The organism is Paenibacillus sp. FSL R7-277 (assembly GCF_000517965.1).
In the GTDB taxonomy this organism is placed as follows: domain Bacteria; phylum Bacillota; class Bacilli; order Paenibacillales; family Paenibacillaceae; genus Paenibacillus_AQ; species Paenibacillus_AQ silagei.
Window position 1 is genome coordinate 1 of record NZ_ASPX01000041.1, and the last position, 16518, is coordinate 16518.

At 54.8% G+C, this 16518-nt stretch carries 15 protein-coding genes and 1 pseudogene; 14 read left to right on the plus strand and 2 right to left on the minus strand.

The window, feature by feature from the left end; genetic code table 11:
• The 13 genes and pseudogenes from C173_RS34490 to C173_RS15210 form a co-directional block, all read left to right on the plus strand.
• Positions 1-627 (plus strand): annotated as a pseudogene (locus C173_RS34490) (DEAD/DEAH box helicase); the annotation flags it as partial.
• Positions 628-873: 246 nt separating this feature from the next.
• On the plus strand, positions 874-1707 hold the full coding sequence (locus C173_RS15155; protein WP_036726142.1) for a M15 family metallopeptidase: 834 nt from the start codon (positions 874-876) through the stop codon (positions 1705-1707).
• Positions 1708-2251: 544 nt separating this feature from the next.
• On the plus strand, positions 2252-2590 hold the full coding sequence (locus C173_RS15160) for a DUF3243 domain-containing protein (protein WP_036726143.1): 339 nt from the start codon (positions 2252-2254) through the stop codon (positions 2588-2590).
• Positions 2591-2922: 332 nt separating this feature from the next.
• Positions 2923-3522, plus strand: a complete 600-nt coding sequence (locus C173_RS15165) for a methyltransferase family protein (RefSeq protein WP_036726145.1) — start codon at positions 2923-2925, stop codon at positions 3520-3522.
• 36 nt (positions 3523-3558) lie between these two features.
• Positions 3559-4581, plus strand: coding sequence for an LLM class flavin-dependent oxidoreductase (locus C173_RS15170; protein WP_036726147.1), 1023 nt, complete (start codon positions 3559-3561; stop codon positions 4579-4581).
• A gap of 110 nt (positions 4582-4691) precedes the next feature.
• Positions 4692-5171 carry a glutathione peroxidase gene (locus tag C173_RS15175; RefSeq protein WP_036726148.1) on the plus strand — a complete coding sequence of 160 codons (480 nt, stop codon included), beginning with the start codon at positions 4692-4694 and terminating at the stop codon, positions 5169-5171.
• 240 nt (positions 5172-5411) lie between these two features.
• Positions 5412-7046, plus strand: coding sequence for a formate--tetrahydrofolate ligase (locus tag C173_RS15180; RefSeq protein WP_036726150.1), 1635 nt, complete (start codon positions 5412-5414; stop codon positions 7044-7046).
• Between the two features lie 130 nt (positions 7047-7176).
• Positions 7177-7440, plus strand: a complete 264-nt coding sequence (locus tag C173_RS15185) for a hypothetical protein (RefSeq protein WP_036726151.1) — start codon at positions 7177-7179, stop codon at positions 7438-7440.
• A gap of 418 nt (positions 7441-7858) precedes the next feature.
• Positions 7859-9223, plus strand: coding sequence for an FAD-dependent oxidoreductase (locus C173_RS15190; RefSeq protein WP_036726152.1), 1365 nt, complete (start codon positions 7859-7861; stop codon positions 9221-9223).
• Between the two features lie 238 nt (positions 9224-9461).
• Positions 9462-10289 carry a formate/nitrite transporter family protein gene (locus tag C173_RS15195; RefSeq protein WP_036726153.1) on the plus strand — a complete coding sequence of 276 codons (828 nt, stop codon included), beginning with the start codon at positions 9462-9464 and terminating at the stop codon, positions 10287-10289.
• Positions 10290-10835: 546 nt separating this feature from the next.
• Complete coding sequence (locus tag C173_RS15200; RefSeq protein ID WP_036726155.1) at positions 10836-12047, plus strand: MFS transporter; 1212 nt, start codon at positions 10836-10838, stop codon at positions 12045-12047.
• A 58-nt stretch (positions 12048-12105) separates the two neighbouring features.
• Positions 12106-12630 (plus strand): GNAT family N-acetyltransferase, encoded by a 525-nt coding sequence (locus tag C173_RS15205; protein ID WP_036726156.1) that lies wholly within the window; start codon positions 12106-12108, stop codon positions 12628-12630.
• Entirely contained in the window at positions 12620-13282 is a 663-nt protein-coding gene (locus tag C173_RS15210; protein ID WP_235191902.1) for an MOSC domain-containing protein, read from the plus strand. Before C173_RS15205 ends, C173_RS15210 begins: the two co-directional genes overlap by 11 nt.
• Positions 13283-13669: 387 nt before the next feature.
• On the opposite strand, the gene C173_RS15215 is transcribed toward C173_RS15210, so the two are convergent.
• Together C173_RS15215 and C173_RS15220 are read right to left on the minus strand one after the other, a co-directional pair.
• Positions 13670-14218: a GNAT family N-acetyltransferase gene (locus C173_RS15215; RefSeq protein WP_036726157.1), complete on the minus strand. Its 549-nt coding sequence runs from the start codon at positions 14216-14218 to the stop codon at positions 13670-13672.
• 42 nt (positions 14219-14260) lie between these two features.
• Entirely contained in the window at positions 14261-14506 is a 246-nt protein-coding gene (locus C173_RS15220) for a DUF2164 domain-containing protein (protein WP_036690395.1), read from the minus strand.
• Between the two features lie 270 nt (positions 14507-14776).
• On the opposite strand from C173_RS15220, the gene C173_RS15225 reads away from it, so the two are divergent.
• Positions 14777-16489: a glutamine--tRNA ligase/YqeY domain fusion protein gene (locus tag C173_RS15225; RefSeq protein WP_036726158.1), complete on the plus strand. Its 1713-nt coding sequence runs from the start codon at positions 14777-14779 to the stop codon at positions 16487-16489.
• Positions 16490-16518 lie beyond the last annotated feature (29 nt).

A 16518-nucleotide genomic window follows, 5' to 3' on the forward strand; every position in this document is an offset into this window, starting at 1 on the left:
GCAGGCGGCTGGGGCGCGCCTGCGGAAGGCGGCGGCCGCAGCCGGAAGGACGCGGCCGGAGGCGGCAAGCGCAGCGCGTACAGCGCGGCTGCGGCGCCGAAGGGTGACTCCGCCGTGCAAGGCGCGGCGAAGAAGCCGAGACCTGGCGGCGGCTACGGCGCCTTCGCCAGCGGCGGCGACAGCGCACCAGCCAGCGGCTATGCTGCGGGTGCAGGTGCGGGTGCCGCCGGCGGGCGCGGCGGCAAGGGCGGCGCTGCGCGGGGTGGGGCCTCCAGAGGCAACGCCTCCCAGGGCGGGCCGAGCAGCGGCTACAGCACCAACGTATCCCGGGGCGCAGATGCCGGCGGCTTCAGCTACGGCGCGTCGAAGGGTGCCGGTTCCGGGGCCGGGTATAATCCCGGCGGCGCGAAGTCGAGCCCGAAATTCCGGGCGCATGTAGCGCGCAGCAACGATGCGGGCGGCTATAGTGCCTCCGCTCCCAAAGGCGGCTCACGCGGCGGCTCTAAGGGCGGTAAGGGCGGCTTCAGCTCGGGCGGACGAAGCAGCAGCGGCGGGAATTCATCGCGCGGCGGGCGCAGCGGGGGCTCTGGCGGCGGTGCACGCGGCGGACGCGGCTCCTCCAGATAAAGGCGCTTTACATGCATAGCTAATCCTTGTTACCATAGGGCCGTTGGCGTAACAGCCAATGACTCTATGGTAATATTTATTTACTGAAACCTTTTGGCTATCAGGCCTGTCTAATAGATACTGTCGTAACATTCGGGTACAAGTATAAATAGAGAGATAAAGAATGTAACCTGCACTTTTGATTAGGCGGGGTTCTGCCGAATTCAGGAGTGCGGGGGTACACAACGTTTAGGAGGATTACACAGCATGTCCAAAACCGCTAAAATTGTCATTCTACTCATCGTCGTCATTGCGGTCGGCTGGGGAATCGGGAAGTACACGGCACCGTCCGCTTCCCAGGAGAACGAAACCAATATAAATGCAGGCACAGATCTAGGAGCCGAGGGGCCGGAGGCAGCGCCTGAAGCTTCGGCAGTGCCGGAGCCTACGGATCAGCCAGCTCCTGGCGGTTCAGGCAATGGCACATCCGGGAACAATGCTGCGCAGATGGTGGTAGCCGAGCCGGAGAGCATCACGGTTATGGTTAATAAGCAGTACAGCCTGCCTGATCAGTATAAGCCTGCCGATCTGGTCTACCCGGACGTACCTTTTATCTTCTCGGAGAAGATTGAGAAGCGTATGCTGCGGCGTGAAGCGGCTGCGGCGCTGGAGGAGATGTTCGCGGGGGCGAAGGCGGACGGGGTCTATCTGGCCGGTGTATCCGGCTACCGTTCGGAATCGACCCAGAGACGGCTGTTCGATAACTATGTCGCCAGAGACGGCGAAGAGAAGGCCCGGACTTACAGCGCCATGCCGGGACACAGCGAGCATCAGACGGGGCTGGCCATTGACCTGTCCGGCAGAGACGGCAAGTGTGCGGCGGAGAGCTGCTTTGCAGGAACGAAGGAAGCGGAGTGGCTTGCCGCCCATGCCGCTGAATACGGCTATATTATCCGGTTCCTTGAAGGCAAGGAGGCGATTACCGGGTACAAGTATGAGCCTTGGCATGTCCGGTATGTAGGCAAGGAGATTGCGGCTTCCATAGCCGAAAGAGGGATCACACTCGAAGAATATTATGACGCCGTCCCGGTGTCGAATTAACCCTACACTGTAATCAGGCGGTCCCGCGATTTGCGGGGCCGTTTGTGTGTCTGGGCGGGCGGGAGGTGGTTTTTTCGCCAGTTGGCTGTATCGCCACAATGAAGCGTGTACGGACATTAACGGGGCGCTATAGTAAGAGGTTGCATCTCTGAAGCTACAAAGAAGCAGGCTAGGGTGAGTAATGTATGCTTTTGATGCTACAAGGCACGCTAATGTCGGGTAATAGATGCTATGATCATACGTGTGTCAGGAGAATAAGTGGATTTCATCCACCTGCTGTGGCGCGATTGAGCCCTCCTCCGGTAGCAATTGGAAAAAGAGCACTTAATTAATCACTATCCAGCAAAAGTAGCCAAACGCTCCAAATTAGATGCTGTTAATCCACTTGCTTCCGGCCAATCGTCTGAAACCGGGAAAATAAGATACGTTAATCCACGTGCTTGCTTCTGAGGCGGGTAATGGCTCGTGCAGCAGAATGGTTCACCCCCGGAAACGCTGGTTAAGTAGTGGGAAACCGCACACTATGAAATGGGAGGCGTTCTGGATGTCTGAACATAATCATGTGGTGAGTAAGGACGGCAGTGTGACCATGAACCGGGTAACGGAGGCGCTGGACCGGATCGATCCGGGGCAGAAGGAGATGATTCTGGACAATTTCGGGCAGTTCAAGGCGTATTTAGGAAAGCGCATTCAACTGGCGCAAAAAATCGGCCTCAGCGACGAACAGCTGGCGCTGGCCGCCGAGAAAATCGCCGATTATCTGGCAGCGTATGAGGAGCCCCGCAATAGCGAAGAGAAGCTGCTGCTGGAATTGTGGAAGGCCGGGAACACGGAGGAGCGCCACCGGCTGGCGCATATGCTGGTAAAGATGGTGCAGCACTAAAAGTAGCGGTACCGGAAAGTAGCAAACGTTTTTGTAGTAATCAACGCTGATGGCATAGAGTGCCTATACTCTCCTGCAAAAAGCATGAACAAGCAGCATGGCTCCCTGAAACAGTAACAACGTTGCTCCATCCCATTCTATAAAAGTAAAGTAAATCAGGCGGTTCCGTGATACTTGCGGTGCTGCCTTTTTGCTGTGCAGGAAACAATTGACCCGGCAGCGGATGGGAGATATAATTATTTTATTATATGATCATTTGTTCATATGTATGTTAATCAACCATCCAACTATTAACCATCCAAACCATCCATCCAACAAAGGAGCTATGTCCAATGACCACCCTCAATCTCCTATCCCTGATCTTATTCTGTACGTTCCTTGCCTCTTATGTGTTAAAGCTTGTAATTCTCAACAGAAAGAACAACATCCAGGCCAATGTACTGGGCAAAGGTAAGAAGATTACGACCATTAAATCAACCGAATGGTTTGTCAAAATCGCTACGCTTCTGTGGGGCGCTACATGGTTCCTGATGTCCATAGCTGAGCCGTATCTTGTGAACTTGCTTGGGCGGCATTATAATCTTCCGGTTGTGAATTATATCGGTGTGGGTATAGTTAGTATAGGGTGTGCGGTATTCATTCTTGCCATGGCAGCGATGAGCACTTCCTGGAGAGTAGGAATTGATAAGTCCACAACAACCAGGCTGGTGACCCGCGGGGTGTATAAGGTTAGCCGGAACGCTGCTTTTGTCGGCTTCGATCTGATGTTCGCAGGTCTTTATCTTATGTATCCGAGCTGGCTGACGCTGGTTATTCTAGTGTTGAATGTTGCTGCTATTCATCTGCTGATTCTGCAGGAGGAGAAGCATCTGCGTCTTGTCTTTGGCGAAGAATACAGATCCTACAGCAGCAGGACGCCAAGATATCTCTGAAGACTCTACAATCCAACCCATTGGAGTTGCTCTCATATGAAATTAAGCATTCTCGATCAATCTCCGGTATCGGAGGGAAGCACTCCGGCAGAGGCGCTCCGGCAGACAGCCCTGCTGGCCCGTGAAGCGGAACGGCTCGGCTATCACCGCTTCTGGGTTGCGGAGCATCATGCTGCGCCAGGCCTTGCCGGCTCCAGCCCTGAAGTGCTAATGGCGCATCTCGCTGCGGTGACCTCAGCGATCCGCATCGGCTCGGGAGCGGTGCTGCTCCCGCATTACAGTGCGTTCAAGGTCGCGGAGAATTTCCGCGTCCTGGAGGCGCTCTATCCCGGGCGGATCGATCTCGGGATAGGGAGAGCGGCAGGCGGCGGTGCCCTGGCCGCCAAAGCACTACAGGATACCCGTGTGACTATTGACGACGTTGACCGGTACGAGCAGCAGATTCAGGAGCTGATTGCTTATCTCTATGAATTTGAGGGCGGAGCATCCCCCCAGCGCTATGCCGGATTGCGGGCAACGCCTGCAGTAGACTCAGCACCGGAAATCTGGCTGCTGGGCTCCAGCCGGGAGAGTGCGGCGCTCTCGGCCCGGCTGGGAACCGGTTATGCCTTCGCCCGGTTCATTGCCGGGAATGGGGGAGCGAGAGCGGTGCATGAGTACCAGGACAGCTTCGCGCCATCTGTGGCCGCTGCATCGCCGAAGCCGCTGCTTGCGGTGTTCGCCGTCTGTGCAGAGACATCGGCCGAAGCAGACCGGCTGGCTGCCAGTATGGATCTCTCACTGGTTAGCCTGGAGAGGGAACACCTCTCTTCCCCGACCCCGTCCGTAGAGACTGCACTGAACTATACATATACCCCTTACGATCGTTTCACCATTAAGGATAACCGGAAGCGGATGGTCATAGGCTCGCCTGCTGAAGTCAGGGAGCAGCTTCAGCTGCTGGCGGAGGAATACCGCTGCGGGGAGCTGATGATTTCTTCGCATATCCATGAGTTCAGGGACAAGCTGCAGTCCATCCGGCTTATCGCCGAAGCCTGCGGGCTGCAGCGCAGGGCGTAGCCTTTGCCGCCGGAATTTGGTTTTGGCTGCGAATAGGGTAAAATGAAGAGGTTACTTATATAAAGCGCACTTAAGAACTGGGCATACAGCCGAAAGGAAGCGAAGCAGAGATGTCAATTTATAGTTTTGCCGGAGTGAAGCCTTCGGGTACAGAAGTGCCGTTTAAGGACTATGAGGGCAAGGTGCTGCTGATCGCCAATACCGCCAGCAAGTGCGGACTGACCCCGCAATACGGGGATTTGCAGAAGCTGTACGAGCAGTACGGGGACCAGGGGCTGGTGGTGCTGGGCTTTCCGTGTAACCAGTTCGCCGGTCAGGAGCCGGGCACAAGCGAGGAAGCGGAGTCCTTTTGCCAGATTAACTATGGGGTTACGTTCCCGGTGTTCGCCAAGGTCGATGTGAATGGTCCGGAGGCGAGCCTGCTGTTTCAATATTTGAAGGGCCAGCAGCCGGGTGACGGCGAGAGCAGTGATATCCAGTGGAACTTCACGAAGTTTCTGGTGGACCGCAGCGGCAATGTAGTGGCCCGTGTCGAGCCGAAGGAATCACCGGAGAGCATGAAGGGACTTATCGAATCCCTGCTGAAATGAGGCTGAAATCATCCGCTCTGAAGGCTGGAGCCAGGCAATACGTGTTCTCCCGGATAGTGGTGCAGATGCGCCCGGTCCGGGAGTTTTCTATACAATTAAGTTTCACCCTTTATGAAAATTATCCTTGAATCTTTTCAGAGACCCTGTATTCTTTGAAGAGAAATGCTTCGCCTGACTACATGAATCGCATACAGGAAGCAAGAATGCAGGATAATAACGGCAGGAGGGTTACATAACGGCATGAGGTTAATTACAGAGGTAGCATCGGCAGCGGGGATCAAGGAGGAGCATCTGGAACTGTACGGCAAATATAAAAGTAAGCTGGCGCCCTCGCTCTGGGCAGAGCTGAAGCACAAACCGGACGGCAAGCTGGTTCTGGTTACCGCAATGAATCCTACACCGGCAGGTGAAGGTAAGACGCTGACGACGATCGGGCTCGCCCAGGCGATGAATGCAGCGGGTGTACGCACGGTAGCAGCGCTGCGTGAACCCTCGCTTGGTCCCTGTCTGGGGATGAAGGGCGGAGCAACCGGAGGCGGCAAGGCGCAGATTGTTCCGGCAGATGAGATTAACCTGCATTTCACGGGGGATATCCATGCGGTGACGTCAGCGCATAACCTGCTCTCGGCGATGATCGACAATCATATGTTCCAGGGCAACAGCCTGGGGCTTGATCCGCAGCGGATCGTCTGGAAAAGGGTTATGGATATGAATGACCGCAGCCTGCGGAATATCGTGACCGGCATTGGCGACGGCAATGGAACTGTGCGGGAGAGCGGCTTCCAGATCACAACAGCCTCCGAGATTATGGCCGTGCTCTGCCTGTGCAGCGACCTTGCGGATCTGAAGCAGCGGCTCAGCCGCATTCTGATCGGGTATGACCATGCGGGTCAGCCGGTAACGGCACAGGCCATAGGAGCCGTAGAGGCGATGACTGCGCTGCTGAAGGAGGCGGTGAAGCCGAATCTGGTGCAGACGCTGGAAGGAACACCGGTCATTGTACATGGCGGCCCGTTCGCCAATATTGCCCACGGCTGCAGCAGTGTGATCGGAACCCGCTACGCGCTGAAGCTGGGCGATGTGGTGGTGACCGAGGCAGGCTTCGGCGCGGACCTGGGCGCGGAGAAATTCATGGACATCAAATGCCGCCAGGCCGGGCTGGCACCTTCGGCTGCTGTTCTGGTGGTTACGGTGAAGTCGCTAAAATACAACGGCGGCGTCCGCAAGGAAGAGCTGTATGAGGGCAACCTGCCGGCGCTGCTCTCCGGAATGTCCAATATGGAGCGGCATATTGAGAACCTGCGCAAGTTCGGTGTGCCTGTGCTGGTGGCGCTGAATCATTTTGAAGGGGATGCCCCTGCTGAAGTGAATGAGGTGCTGGAAGCCTGCGGGCGGCTGGGTGTACCTGCTGCCGTATCCAAGGTATGGGCTGAGGGAAGCGCGGGCGGACAGGAGCTGGCGAAGGAGCTGATGAAGCTGCTGGACCGGGAAGAGCCTGTGAATTATGCGCCGCTGTATGAAGACCATCTTGATATCCCGTCCAAAATCAACCGCATCGTCACGGAGATCTACCGTGGTGCGGGAGTAGCCTTCTCTCCGGCAGCCAAGCGCAGTCTCGCTGTCATTGACCGGCTGGGCCTGCACCATCTTCAGGTCTGCATGGCCAAAACCCCGTATTCCTTCTCGGATCAGCCCCGGCTGCTCGGAGCCCCGGAAGGCTTCACCATGGGCGTCCGGGACATCACCCTGTCCCTCGGGGCGGGATTCGCTGTTGTGATCACCGGGAACATGGTCACGATGCCGGGTCTCCCCGCCAAGCCCGCAGCAGAAAGCCTGCTGGTGGATGAGGATGGCGTGATTTCGGGTCTGGAATAAGATACTTCCGATCGTGTGACTACCAGCAGCATAGGATCATAGGGCTGTATAGCGAGTAGCGATTAGCAAATAACAATGAGTATAGCTTGGCCTTACTTTATCGCAGGTATGCTGCGGGAGTGAGGCTTTTTTGTATGCGAAAAAGCGAATACATTGTGCAGCCGCGAGGGTCAGTGACCACATTGTAATCGAAAAACCGATTACAATGGGATGGAGCAGCGGACACGGAGCAAATGTAATCGGAAAACCGATTACAATGGGCTGGCGCGGCGGATACGGAGCAAATGTAATCGGAAAACCGATTACATTGGGATGGAGCAGCGGATACGGAGTAAATGTAATCGAAAAACCGATTACAGTTGGGGCTGGGGCGGCGGATACGGAGCAAATGTAATCGAAAAACCGATTACATTGGGGCTGGGGCGGCGGATACGGAGCAAATGTAATCGAAAAACCAGGGCTGCGGTTCTGCCTGGCTGCCCCTTGTGCTCCTCCTGCTGTTTCCTGCTCCTGGCAGACATAATGCCCCTCCTCCGGGGGAAACTAAGCCAAGGTTGAAGAGTGCAGCGGCGGTACAAATGGAGTGGATGATGCGGTGAAACTCCAAAGTTATTAAAATTTGAAATTGTGAACAATGTGAGAAAAATCACAATAACTCTTGCAATGTGATAAATATCACAATATAATCAGTGTATAAAGTGAAAACAATCACAAATGTAAAGTTGTATAAACGCAGTCAGTACAGCACTTTTTTACAGACGCAATCACAAGCCCTACTAAATAAGCTTTTCAACTTGGAGGAGGAAGAAATTATGAAAGTAGCAGTTATTGGATGTACCCACGCCGGAACGGCCGCCATTGTAAATACCGCACAGTTATACCCGGATGCCCAGATTACGGTGTATGAGCGCAACGATAATATCTCATTCCTGTCTTGCGGCATTGCCTTATACGTTGGCGGTGTGGTCAAGGACCCGCAGGGACTATTCTATTCCTCCCCGGAACAACTTGCCGCCCTGGGTGTGCAGACGAAGATGCGTCATGAGGTAATCAACGTGGACACCGCCCGCAAAACCCTAAAAGCCCGCAACCTCGTGACCGGTGAGGAAATGGAAGATACTTATGACAAACTCATTATGACAACAGGCTCATGGCCGATTGTGCCTAAGCTTGAAGGAATAGAGATGGAGGGCATCCTGCTCTCGAAGAACTACAATCATTCCAACACCATTATCGAAGAAGCACAGAAGGTGAACAGAATTACTGTGGTCGGCGCCGGTTATATCGGGGTCGAGCTGGTAGAGGCTTTTCAGATGAATGGCAAGGAAGTTACGCTGATTGATGGGGAAGACCGCATCCTGAGCAAATATCTTGATGAAGAGTTCACCGCACCGATCCAGCAGTCGCTTGAGGATCACGGCATTAAGCTGGCGCTGGGCGAGAAGGTCGCCTCCTTCGCAGGTGAGAACGGCAGAGTGACCAAGGTGATTACGAGCAAGGGTGAACATGAGACGGATCTGGTTATTCTCTGCATCGGCTTCCGTCCGAATACCGAGCTGCTGAAGGGCCAAGTGGATATGCTGCCGAACGGCGCGATTATGGTTAACGATTATATGCAGACCAGCCTGCCGGATGTCTATGCTGCCGGTGACAGCTGCGCGATTCATTACAATCCGACTGGTAAACACGCGTATATCCCGCTGGCCACCAACGCAGTGCGTATGGGAACGCTGGTTGCCCGCAATCTGGTCTCGAACACGATCCCTTACATGGGTACGCAAGGCACATCGGGCATCAAGATCTATGAGGACAATATTGCCGGAACCGGACTGACTGAAGAGGCTGCTGCAGCCGAGGGAATGGACACGGAGAGCGTGATGCTGATCGACAACTACCGTCCGGAGTTCATGCCGACCTTCGAGCAGGTTCAGGTAAAAGTGGTCTTTGACCGTGCCACCCGCCGCATTCTGGGCGCGCAGATTATGTCCAAGATGGATCTCACGCAGTCGATCAATACCGTATCGGTCTGCATCCAGAATAAGATGACCGTGGACCAGCTGGCCTTCATCGACTTCTTCTTCCAGCCGCATTACAACAAGCCTTGGAACTTCCTGAACACCGCAGGCCTTCAGGCTCTGCCGAAGCTGGCTGCCGTCAAAGAACCTGTACACGTATAAGAGCTGAACATTTTGCCGGAGCCCATTCAGGGCTCTTTTTTTGTGAACTCTCGATGCAATGGCAGCCGGGAATGAAAAAAATTTTCTGTACAGCCCGCTTTTATGGTAAATTTGACATGTCAGTGAAAACTTTCACGTGGTTTTTATGATAGTGACTTTTATCACGTAAATGTGATTGGGATCACGTTACAATGGCATAAAGGAACAAATTTTAAGTAATTCGAAGGGGATAGGAATCATGGCTTATAACAAACCGCAGGGAATCGCTGAAGTGACGGTAGAGAACGGAATTAAGAAGGCGCATAATCCGCTCAGCACTGTACTCATTCTCGGTTTCCTGGGAGGAGCGTTTATCGCGCTCGGATTTTTGCTGGATATTCGTGTCATTGCCGGTGCACCCGCCGAGTGGGGGTCCATTGCTAACTTCATCGGGGCTGCGGTGTTCCCGGTTGGACTGGTGCTGGTGCTGCTTGCCGGAGGCGAACTGCTTACGGGCAATATGATGGCGGTGCCGCTGGCTTTTATGGCGAAGAAGATTTCGTTCTGGGAAGTCATGAAGAACCTGGTGCTGATCACGCTCAGCAACCTGGCAGGCGCCTTGTTCGTCGCTTATTTCTTCGGTCACATCGTTGGCCTTACATCAGATGGCGTGTATCTGGAGAAGCTGGTAAGTATGGCGGAGCATAAGATCGATGCTACGTTCCTGCAGGCTTTTATCTCCGGGATCGGCTGTAACTGGCTGGTAGCGCTGGCGGTATGGCTGTCGTACGGGGCAGACAATTTCAGCGGCAAAATCCTCGGTATCTGGTTTCCGACCATGGCGTTCGTGGCCATCGGCTTCCAGCACGTTGTAGCTAACATGTTCCTTATCCCTGCTGCGATCTTCGAAGGACATTTCACCTGGGGCCAGTATGCGGCCAACTTCGTTCCGGTCTGGCTGGGCAATCTGACGGGCGGCGCGATCTTCGTGGCTGCTGCGTACTGGATGGCCTATCTGCGCAAGGAGCCGGGTGCTGTGAGCCCAGCCGCAGGCGTGCCTGCTGCGGGCTTGAAGAAACACGCTTAATGAATACGGACTTGACCCGGTGTGAATCACATCGCCGGACTGTAACATAGCTTGGCCTAGCACTTCCTGCTTCTCGGCACCCTGCTTCAAGGGATTCGTAGAGACAGGGAGTGTTTTTGTATAAAGATAAGAATTTATATGCTTCGCGTTATAATTATCCTTATCTTTCTCGCTGAAACGGTACCGTCCTGTAAAAGGACGGCAAAGCCGTTTCTACTTGTTTGGTATAGGTACAGCAGGATCATCCTCCGGACAAAACAAAATTCACCGTGCAATCCGATTCGGGGGAACGAAATCGGATCTCACGGTGAATAAAATAGGGAGTGTTTCATATGGATCATTACCCCGGCTTCCGGGGAACGAATCAGTGCCGGCAAGGTATTTTTGTTTACGTGTGAAAGAGCGGGTTATAGAATATAAATATCACAAATTATATCCCGGTTTCCCGCGATACAGCATTAACGCACATGCTTGCCCCGCCCCCTGTTTTGGGATGATACTGGATGGATTAATGACAGCTATGTTACAGGGGATGACAGACAAGATATGAGATTCATGCAGGCCTATCCGAAGGAAATTAAAGTATTCTTGATTGCCAGTCTGATTAATGCTACCGGCAGTGCACTGATGTGGCCGCTGGTTACAATGTATGTATTCGATGAACTGGGACGCAGTATGAAAGACGCGGGAATCGTGCTGCTGGTGCAGTCACTTGGCGGGATTGCCGGTCAGCTGCTGGGCGGTTCGTTGTATCATAAGGTAGGAGTGAACCGCCTGATTGTCGGCGCTTTGGCGATGAATGCCTTGACGCTGTTTGCCCTCCCGTGGGCGAGCGGAAGCTGGAGCGTATTCATAATCGTTATGGGTATGATGGGATTGTTCAACTCCCTCTCCCTCCCGGCGATCCAGGCGTTTATCGGTTTCCGGTTCGCGGAGCAGCGCGCAGAGCTGTTCAATATCATCTATGTTGCCAATAATATAGGGGTAGCCCTGGGAACCGCGCTGAGCGGCTTCCTGGGCAATTATATGCTGAGCTTTGTGCTTAACGGGGTGACCTCGGCCGTATTTGCCGGATTCTTCTTCGTCTATCTGCGTAAGGTAGGGACGGCTCCGGCTCACAGCACAGTATCGAAAAAGCAACCGCAGAATGAAGTGTCGGGCTGGAGACTCCTCGGCCATATACGGATCTATCTGTTCATGGCGGTGGGCTCGATGTTCCTGCTGATCGGCAATTCGATCTGGAACAGCGGAGTCTCGCCGTTCATTATCTCGGAAGGCTGGTCGAAGCAGCTGTACGGCTTCCTCTGGACGCTGAACGGTGTGCTGATCTTCGCGGCGCAGCCGCTGGTCAGCCTGATCAAGCGCGGGTTCGCGCAGACGTCAACTGCGCAGATGACAGCAAGCGCCGTCTTTTACCTGGGCGGGTATGCTGTAATTCTGTTTATGCCAAGCTATCCGGGGATGCTGCTGGGTATGGTGCTGGCTACCCTTGGGGAGATGCTGATCTCTCCGGCGATGCCTTCCTTCATCTCGGAGCATGCCCAGCGCAGCGCGCCGTTCTATCTCGGGCTGAGCGGCGGAATTGGCGCAATCGGCCGTGTCATCGGGCCTTATCTGATGGGTGTTCAGTTCGACAGGGGCGGTCTTGCGCCAACCGGCTGGCTCGCTTGCGGCATGGCTGTGCTATCCGTAGGATTCTTCGCGCTTCACGCCTATATGAACCGTTCAGCTGTACAGCTTGAGCGCAGGACTGCATAATCGTTCACGCTGCAACTAATCTTTTTCTATCTGCTTAGTAAGGCAAGGGGGTATAATAATGCAACCAATTAACAGTGATGCTGCACTGCTTATCCGGCCTTCCGAAATCAGGGATGCCCGTGAGCTGATCGTGCTCGATAATATGATCTGGACGGAGAATACAACCCCGGGTCCGCTGATGTGGCGCTCGCGGGAGGACTATCTGCTGCATGCGCCGCCCGGCTCCCAGCTTGTGGCCTTGCAGGACGGGGAGCTATGTGGTTACGTTGGCTTCGGCTGTCCCAGCGGGATGGAGAGCAACCGCCATGTATGCGAGGTGAATATCGCTGTGCACCCGCGCTTTCAGCGGTTGGGTGTAGGCAGCCGATTGATCGCGGAGATCAAGCGCCATGCCGCGGGGCATGGCATCCGCAAGCTGCGGCTGCGTGTGCTCTCCTGCAATACACCGGCACTTCAGTTCTACCGCAAATGCGGATTCGAGGAAGAGGGACGGCTGCGGGAGGAATTCTACTTAAGCGGACGTTATGTGGATGAAGTATTTATGAGCTGCAGGCTGACGGGAGGAGAAGGGGATGGAGAGTGAAGTGAAGATGCAAGTCGTCTCGCTTAATGTAGGCAAGCCGAAGACGGTGGAGTACCGCGGTAAGCCGCTGGACACCGGAATCTACAAGCTGCCGGTAGCCGGGCCGCTTGCGCTTCGGGTGGGTGGGTTCACCGGAGACGGGCAAGCGGATCTGGTCAATCATGGAGGCCCTGACAAGGCAGTCTGCGTCTATCCGGTGGAGCATTATGCCCACTGGGAGGAGTGGCTTGGCCGGAAGCTGGAGGTTTCCGCCTTCGGCGAGAACATCACGGCGAGCGGACTGCTGGAGACCGAGGTGTGCATCGGGGATGTTTTTGAGATCGGTACGGCACTGCTGGAGGTCAGCCAGCCGCGCTTCCCGTGCTTCAAGCTCACGCAGAAGCATGGACCGGCGGATATGCCGGCTCAGGTGCTGTCCACGGGGTATAGCGGATTCTATTTCCGCGTGCTGCGTGAAGGCCGGGTGGCAGCCGGTGACCGGATTGTTAAGCTGGAGAGCGGTGCGGGAAGCTTCCCGGTGAGACAGGTACTGTACTCGATGGAGCATGGGCGTAAGGACCCTGCCGGGCTGGCTGAGCTGGCCGGACTGGAGAGCCTTGCGGCTGGTATCCGTGAGCGGTTCCAGAGATGGCTGGATGCGGCGGAGAGCTAAGGTGGTGCGGGTGGAGTGAAGCAGCTAGGAGAGCTGGGCCACCCGCCCTGCAAAGTAAACAAGTGGAAAAACGTATCTTATCTCGCCTACTTCTGGCAAATAACCGAAAACAAGTGGAAAAAGAGCAACTAAAATAGTTAGTTCCAGCCCTGTTAGACGAAAGGTGAGAAATTAAGTGTTGTTTATCCAACTCCAGTCCGCGCACGGGCAAATTGTTCATCAGCAAGTGGACAAAATCCAACTATATCCGGTGTGCCCCTGAATCTGCCGAAAGTGGGCTGGTCGCGGAAATGAGGGGCAGAAATGCCCCCGAATCCGCCGACCCGACCGACCCGTTCCCCTGTATGCTCCGCGCACCCGTGCTCTATGACCGGCAGCCCTCCCCGCTCAGCCCAGCAGCTTCCATTCGCTGCGCAGCAGGCCGTACACTGCATGGTTCACATAACCACTAGGCAGCTTCTCGGCCTGGCGGATGACTCCTTCGAAAATAAAGCCCAGCCGTTCGGGGATAGCTCTGCTGGCCAGGTTGCCTGTAGCGCAGCGGACCTCGATGCGGTTCAGCTCCAGCTCCAGCAGGGCGTAATCGACAAAGACCCGGCAGGCACTGGTCATATAGCCTTGTCCCTCATAGCCTTCGCCCAGCCAGTAGCCGATGCCGACCGAGCGGTTATGCCAGTCAATCTCGTGATAGCCGATAATGCCGGCCAATTCCTCCCGGACCCACAGTCCGGCAGTGAAGCCGCCGTTATCAATTCCCTGCTTCACGGAGTTCTTGATGAACGTGGTAAGATGAGCCTGCTCGGCTACGCCATCCACCCAAGGCAGCCATTGTCTGAGCCGGTGGCGGGAGCGTTCCACCAGGGCGAACATCTGACGGGCATGCTCCGGCATGAGCAGCTTCAGCTTCAGCTCTTCATCTATGACATAATTAAACATGCGGCTGCCCCCTATGCGTTGTGAGTTATAAGCCTCGCTGAACTAACGCTTCTGCCACTCCAAGGCGTAGATATCTTCCTCCAGGGCCTGCATGCGCTGAAGAGCAAGCGTGCGGCAGTCGCTAAGCGCCCCGTTGTAAATCGCCGGCCCCAGCTCCTTCAGGAAGAACTCCAACAGATTGTCTGCGGCCAGGTGGCCGATCGTTTCCCCGCGCTCCGCCTCGAAGTAAGCACGGATGTTCTCCGTAATCATCTCCCGCTGCTCTTTAGGCAGTTTTACCGGTTGCATAAGCATCCCCCTTTAGCTTAATATTCCTATATTTATCATGCTACTCCATCGCCGGGAGAGAAGTCAAAGGATGCGGAGCTGCTTAACTTTTGAAATATAAAAATTTATATGTTTCACACGATAACTTATCTTTCTATTTCTCGCTGAAACGGTACCGTCCTTTAAAAGGACGGCAATGCCGTTTCCGCTTGTTGAACATTCCCGGCTTAACGGGTATATTAATAGGAAACATGTTCATACAAGGAAGTAGTTATATTACAGAATGAAAGGTTGATCAATGTGGAGAACCAGGGTACACCCTCCAATTTCATTAAGAACGTCATTACCGAAGATCTCCGCTCGGGTAAGGTTAAGGAAGTCGTCACCCGCTTTCCGCCGGAGCCGAACGGTTATTTACATATCGGACATGCCAAGGCGATCTGGATTAACTTCACGCTGGCGGATGAGTTCGGCGGCAAGACCCATCTGAGATTCGATGATACGAATCCGCTCAAGGAAGATACCGAGTATGTCAATTCCATCCAGGAGGATGTGAAATGGCTCGGGTATGAATGGGAGGAGCTGCGGTTCGCCTCGGATTATTTCGGGGAGATGTATGCGCGGGCCGAGCTGCTGATCAAGAAGGGCAAGGCCTATGTCGATGATCTCAGCGCCGAGCAGATCCGTGAATTCCGGGGAACCCTGACGGAGCCGGGGCAGAACAGCCCTTACCGCGAGCGCGGGGTGGAAGAGAACCTTGATCTGTTCCACCGTATGAAGGCGGGAGAATTCAAGGACGGCGAGAAGGTTCTGCGCGCCAAAATTGACATGTCCTCTCCTAACATCAATCTGCGTGACCCGGTCATTTACCGGATATCCCACTCCCATCACCATAATACGGGCGACGCATGGTGCATTTATCCGATGTATACCTTCGCACATCCGCTGGAGGATGCCATTGAGCATGTCACCCATTCCCTCTGTTCCCTGGAGTTCGAGGACCAGCGCCCGTTCTATGACTGGGTAGTCGCGGAATGTGACATGGAGGCTGCACCGCATCAATATGAATTCGGACGCCTTAATCTGGCCCAGACCGTTACGAGTAAGCGCAAGCTGAAGCTGCTGGTCGATGAAGGCCATGTGGACGGCTGGGATGATCCCCGCATGCCGACGATCTCCGGGCTGCGCCGCCGCGGCTATACACCGGAGGCCATCCGCAGCTTCGTGCATGAGACCGGCATCTCGAAGAGCCAGGGGCTGGTGGACCTGCAGATGCTGGAGCACTTCATCCGTGAAGATCTCAAGCTGACGGTTCCCCGGACGATGTCTGTGCTGCGGCCGCTGAAGGTGGTTATTACGAATTATCCTGAAGGCGAGACCGAATACTTCGAAATTGAGAACAATGTGGAGAACCCGGAGATGGGCAACCGCCAGATTCCGTTCTCCCGTGAGATCTATATTGAACGCGATGACTTCATGGAGATTCCGCCGAATAAGTATTTCCGCTTGTTCCCCGGCAATGAAGTGCGTCTTAAGAATGCTTATTTCATCAAGTGCAACGACTTCATCAAGGACGAGAACGGCGAAGTGGTGGAGCTGCACTGTACCTATGATCCTGAGACGAAGAGCGGCAGCGGCTTCACCGGCCGCAAGGTTAAGGGAACGCTGCACTGGGTAGATGCAGGCCAGGCTGTACCGGCGGAATTCCGCCTGTATGAGCCGCTGATCTCTGCCGAAGAGGCGGAGACGGATGCAGAAGTAGAAGGTCTGGAAGCTTCCGCTGACAAGCCGGAGCCAACCTTCCTGGATCAGCTGAATCCGAATTCCATCGAGATCCTGCAGGGCTTCGTGGAGCCTGGGCTGAAGAACAGTGTGGCGCAGGACAAGTTCCAGTTCTTCCGTCACGGGTACTTCAACGTAGACAGCAAGTATTCGTCGCCGGAGCATCTGGTGTTCAATCTGATTGTATCCCTCAAAAGCTCCTTCCAGCCCAAAAAAGGCTAGAAGAGCTGCATATAAGCAGGCAGGGTTTG

Coding starts and splice junctions, on each gene's coding strand:
- C173_RS15220 (WP_036690395.1), bottom strand. CDS start 14,506: ATGCAACCGGTAAAACTGCCTAAAGAGCAGCGGGAGATGATTACGGAG.
- C173_RS15215 (WP_036726157.1), bottom strand. CDS start 14,218: ATGTTTAATTATGTCATAGATGAAGAGCTGAAGCTGAAGCTGCTCATG.
- C173_RS15180 (WP_036726150.1), top strand. CDS start 5,412: ATGAGGTTAATTACAGAGGTAGCATCGGCAGCGGGGATCAAGGAGGAG.
- C173_RS15200 (WP_036726155.1), top strand. CDS start 10,836: ATGAGATTCATGCAGGCCTATCCGAAGGAAATTAAAGTATTCTTGATT.
- C173_RS15195 (WP_036726153.1), top strand. CDS start 9,462: ATGGCTTATAACAAACCGCAGGGAATCGCTGAAGTGACGGTAGAGAAC.
- C173_RS15160 (WP_036726143.1), top strand. CDS start 2,252: ATGTCTGAACATAATCATGTGGTGAGTAAGGACGGCAGTGTGACCATG.
- C173_RS15170 (WP_036726147.1), top strand. CDS start 3,559: ATGAAATTAAGCATTCTCGATCAATCTCCGGTATCGGAGGGAAGCACT.
- C173_RS15155 (WP_036726142.1), top strand. CDS start 874: ATGTCCAAAACCGCTAAAATTGTCATTCTACTCATCGTCGTCATTGCG.
- C173_RS15190 (WP_036726152.1), top strand. CDS start 7,859: ATGAAAGTAGCAGTTATTGGATGTACCCACGCCGGAACGGCCGCCATT.
- C173_RS15175 (WP_036726148.1), top strand. CDS start 4,692: ATGTCAATTTATAGTTTTGCCGGAGTGAAGCCTTCGGGTACAGAAGTG.
- C173_RS15165 (WP_036726145.1), top strand. CDS start 2,923: ATGACCACCCTCAATCTCCTATCCCTGATCTTATTCTGTACGTTCCTT.
- C173_RS15205 (WP_036726156.1), top strand. CDS start 12,106: ATGCAACCAATTAACAGTGATGCTGCACTGCTTATCCGGCCTTCCGAA.
- C173_RS15210 (WP_235191902.1), top strand. CDS start 12,620: ATGGAGAGTGAAGTGAAGATGCAAGTCGTCTCGCTTAATGTAGGCAAG.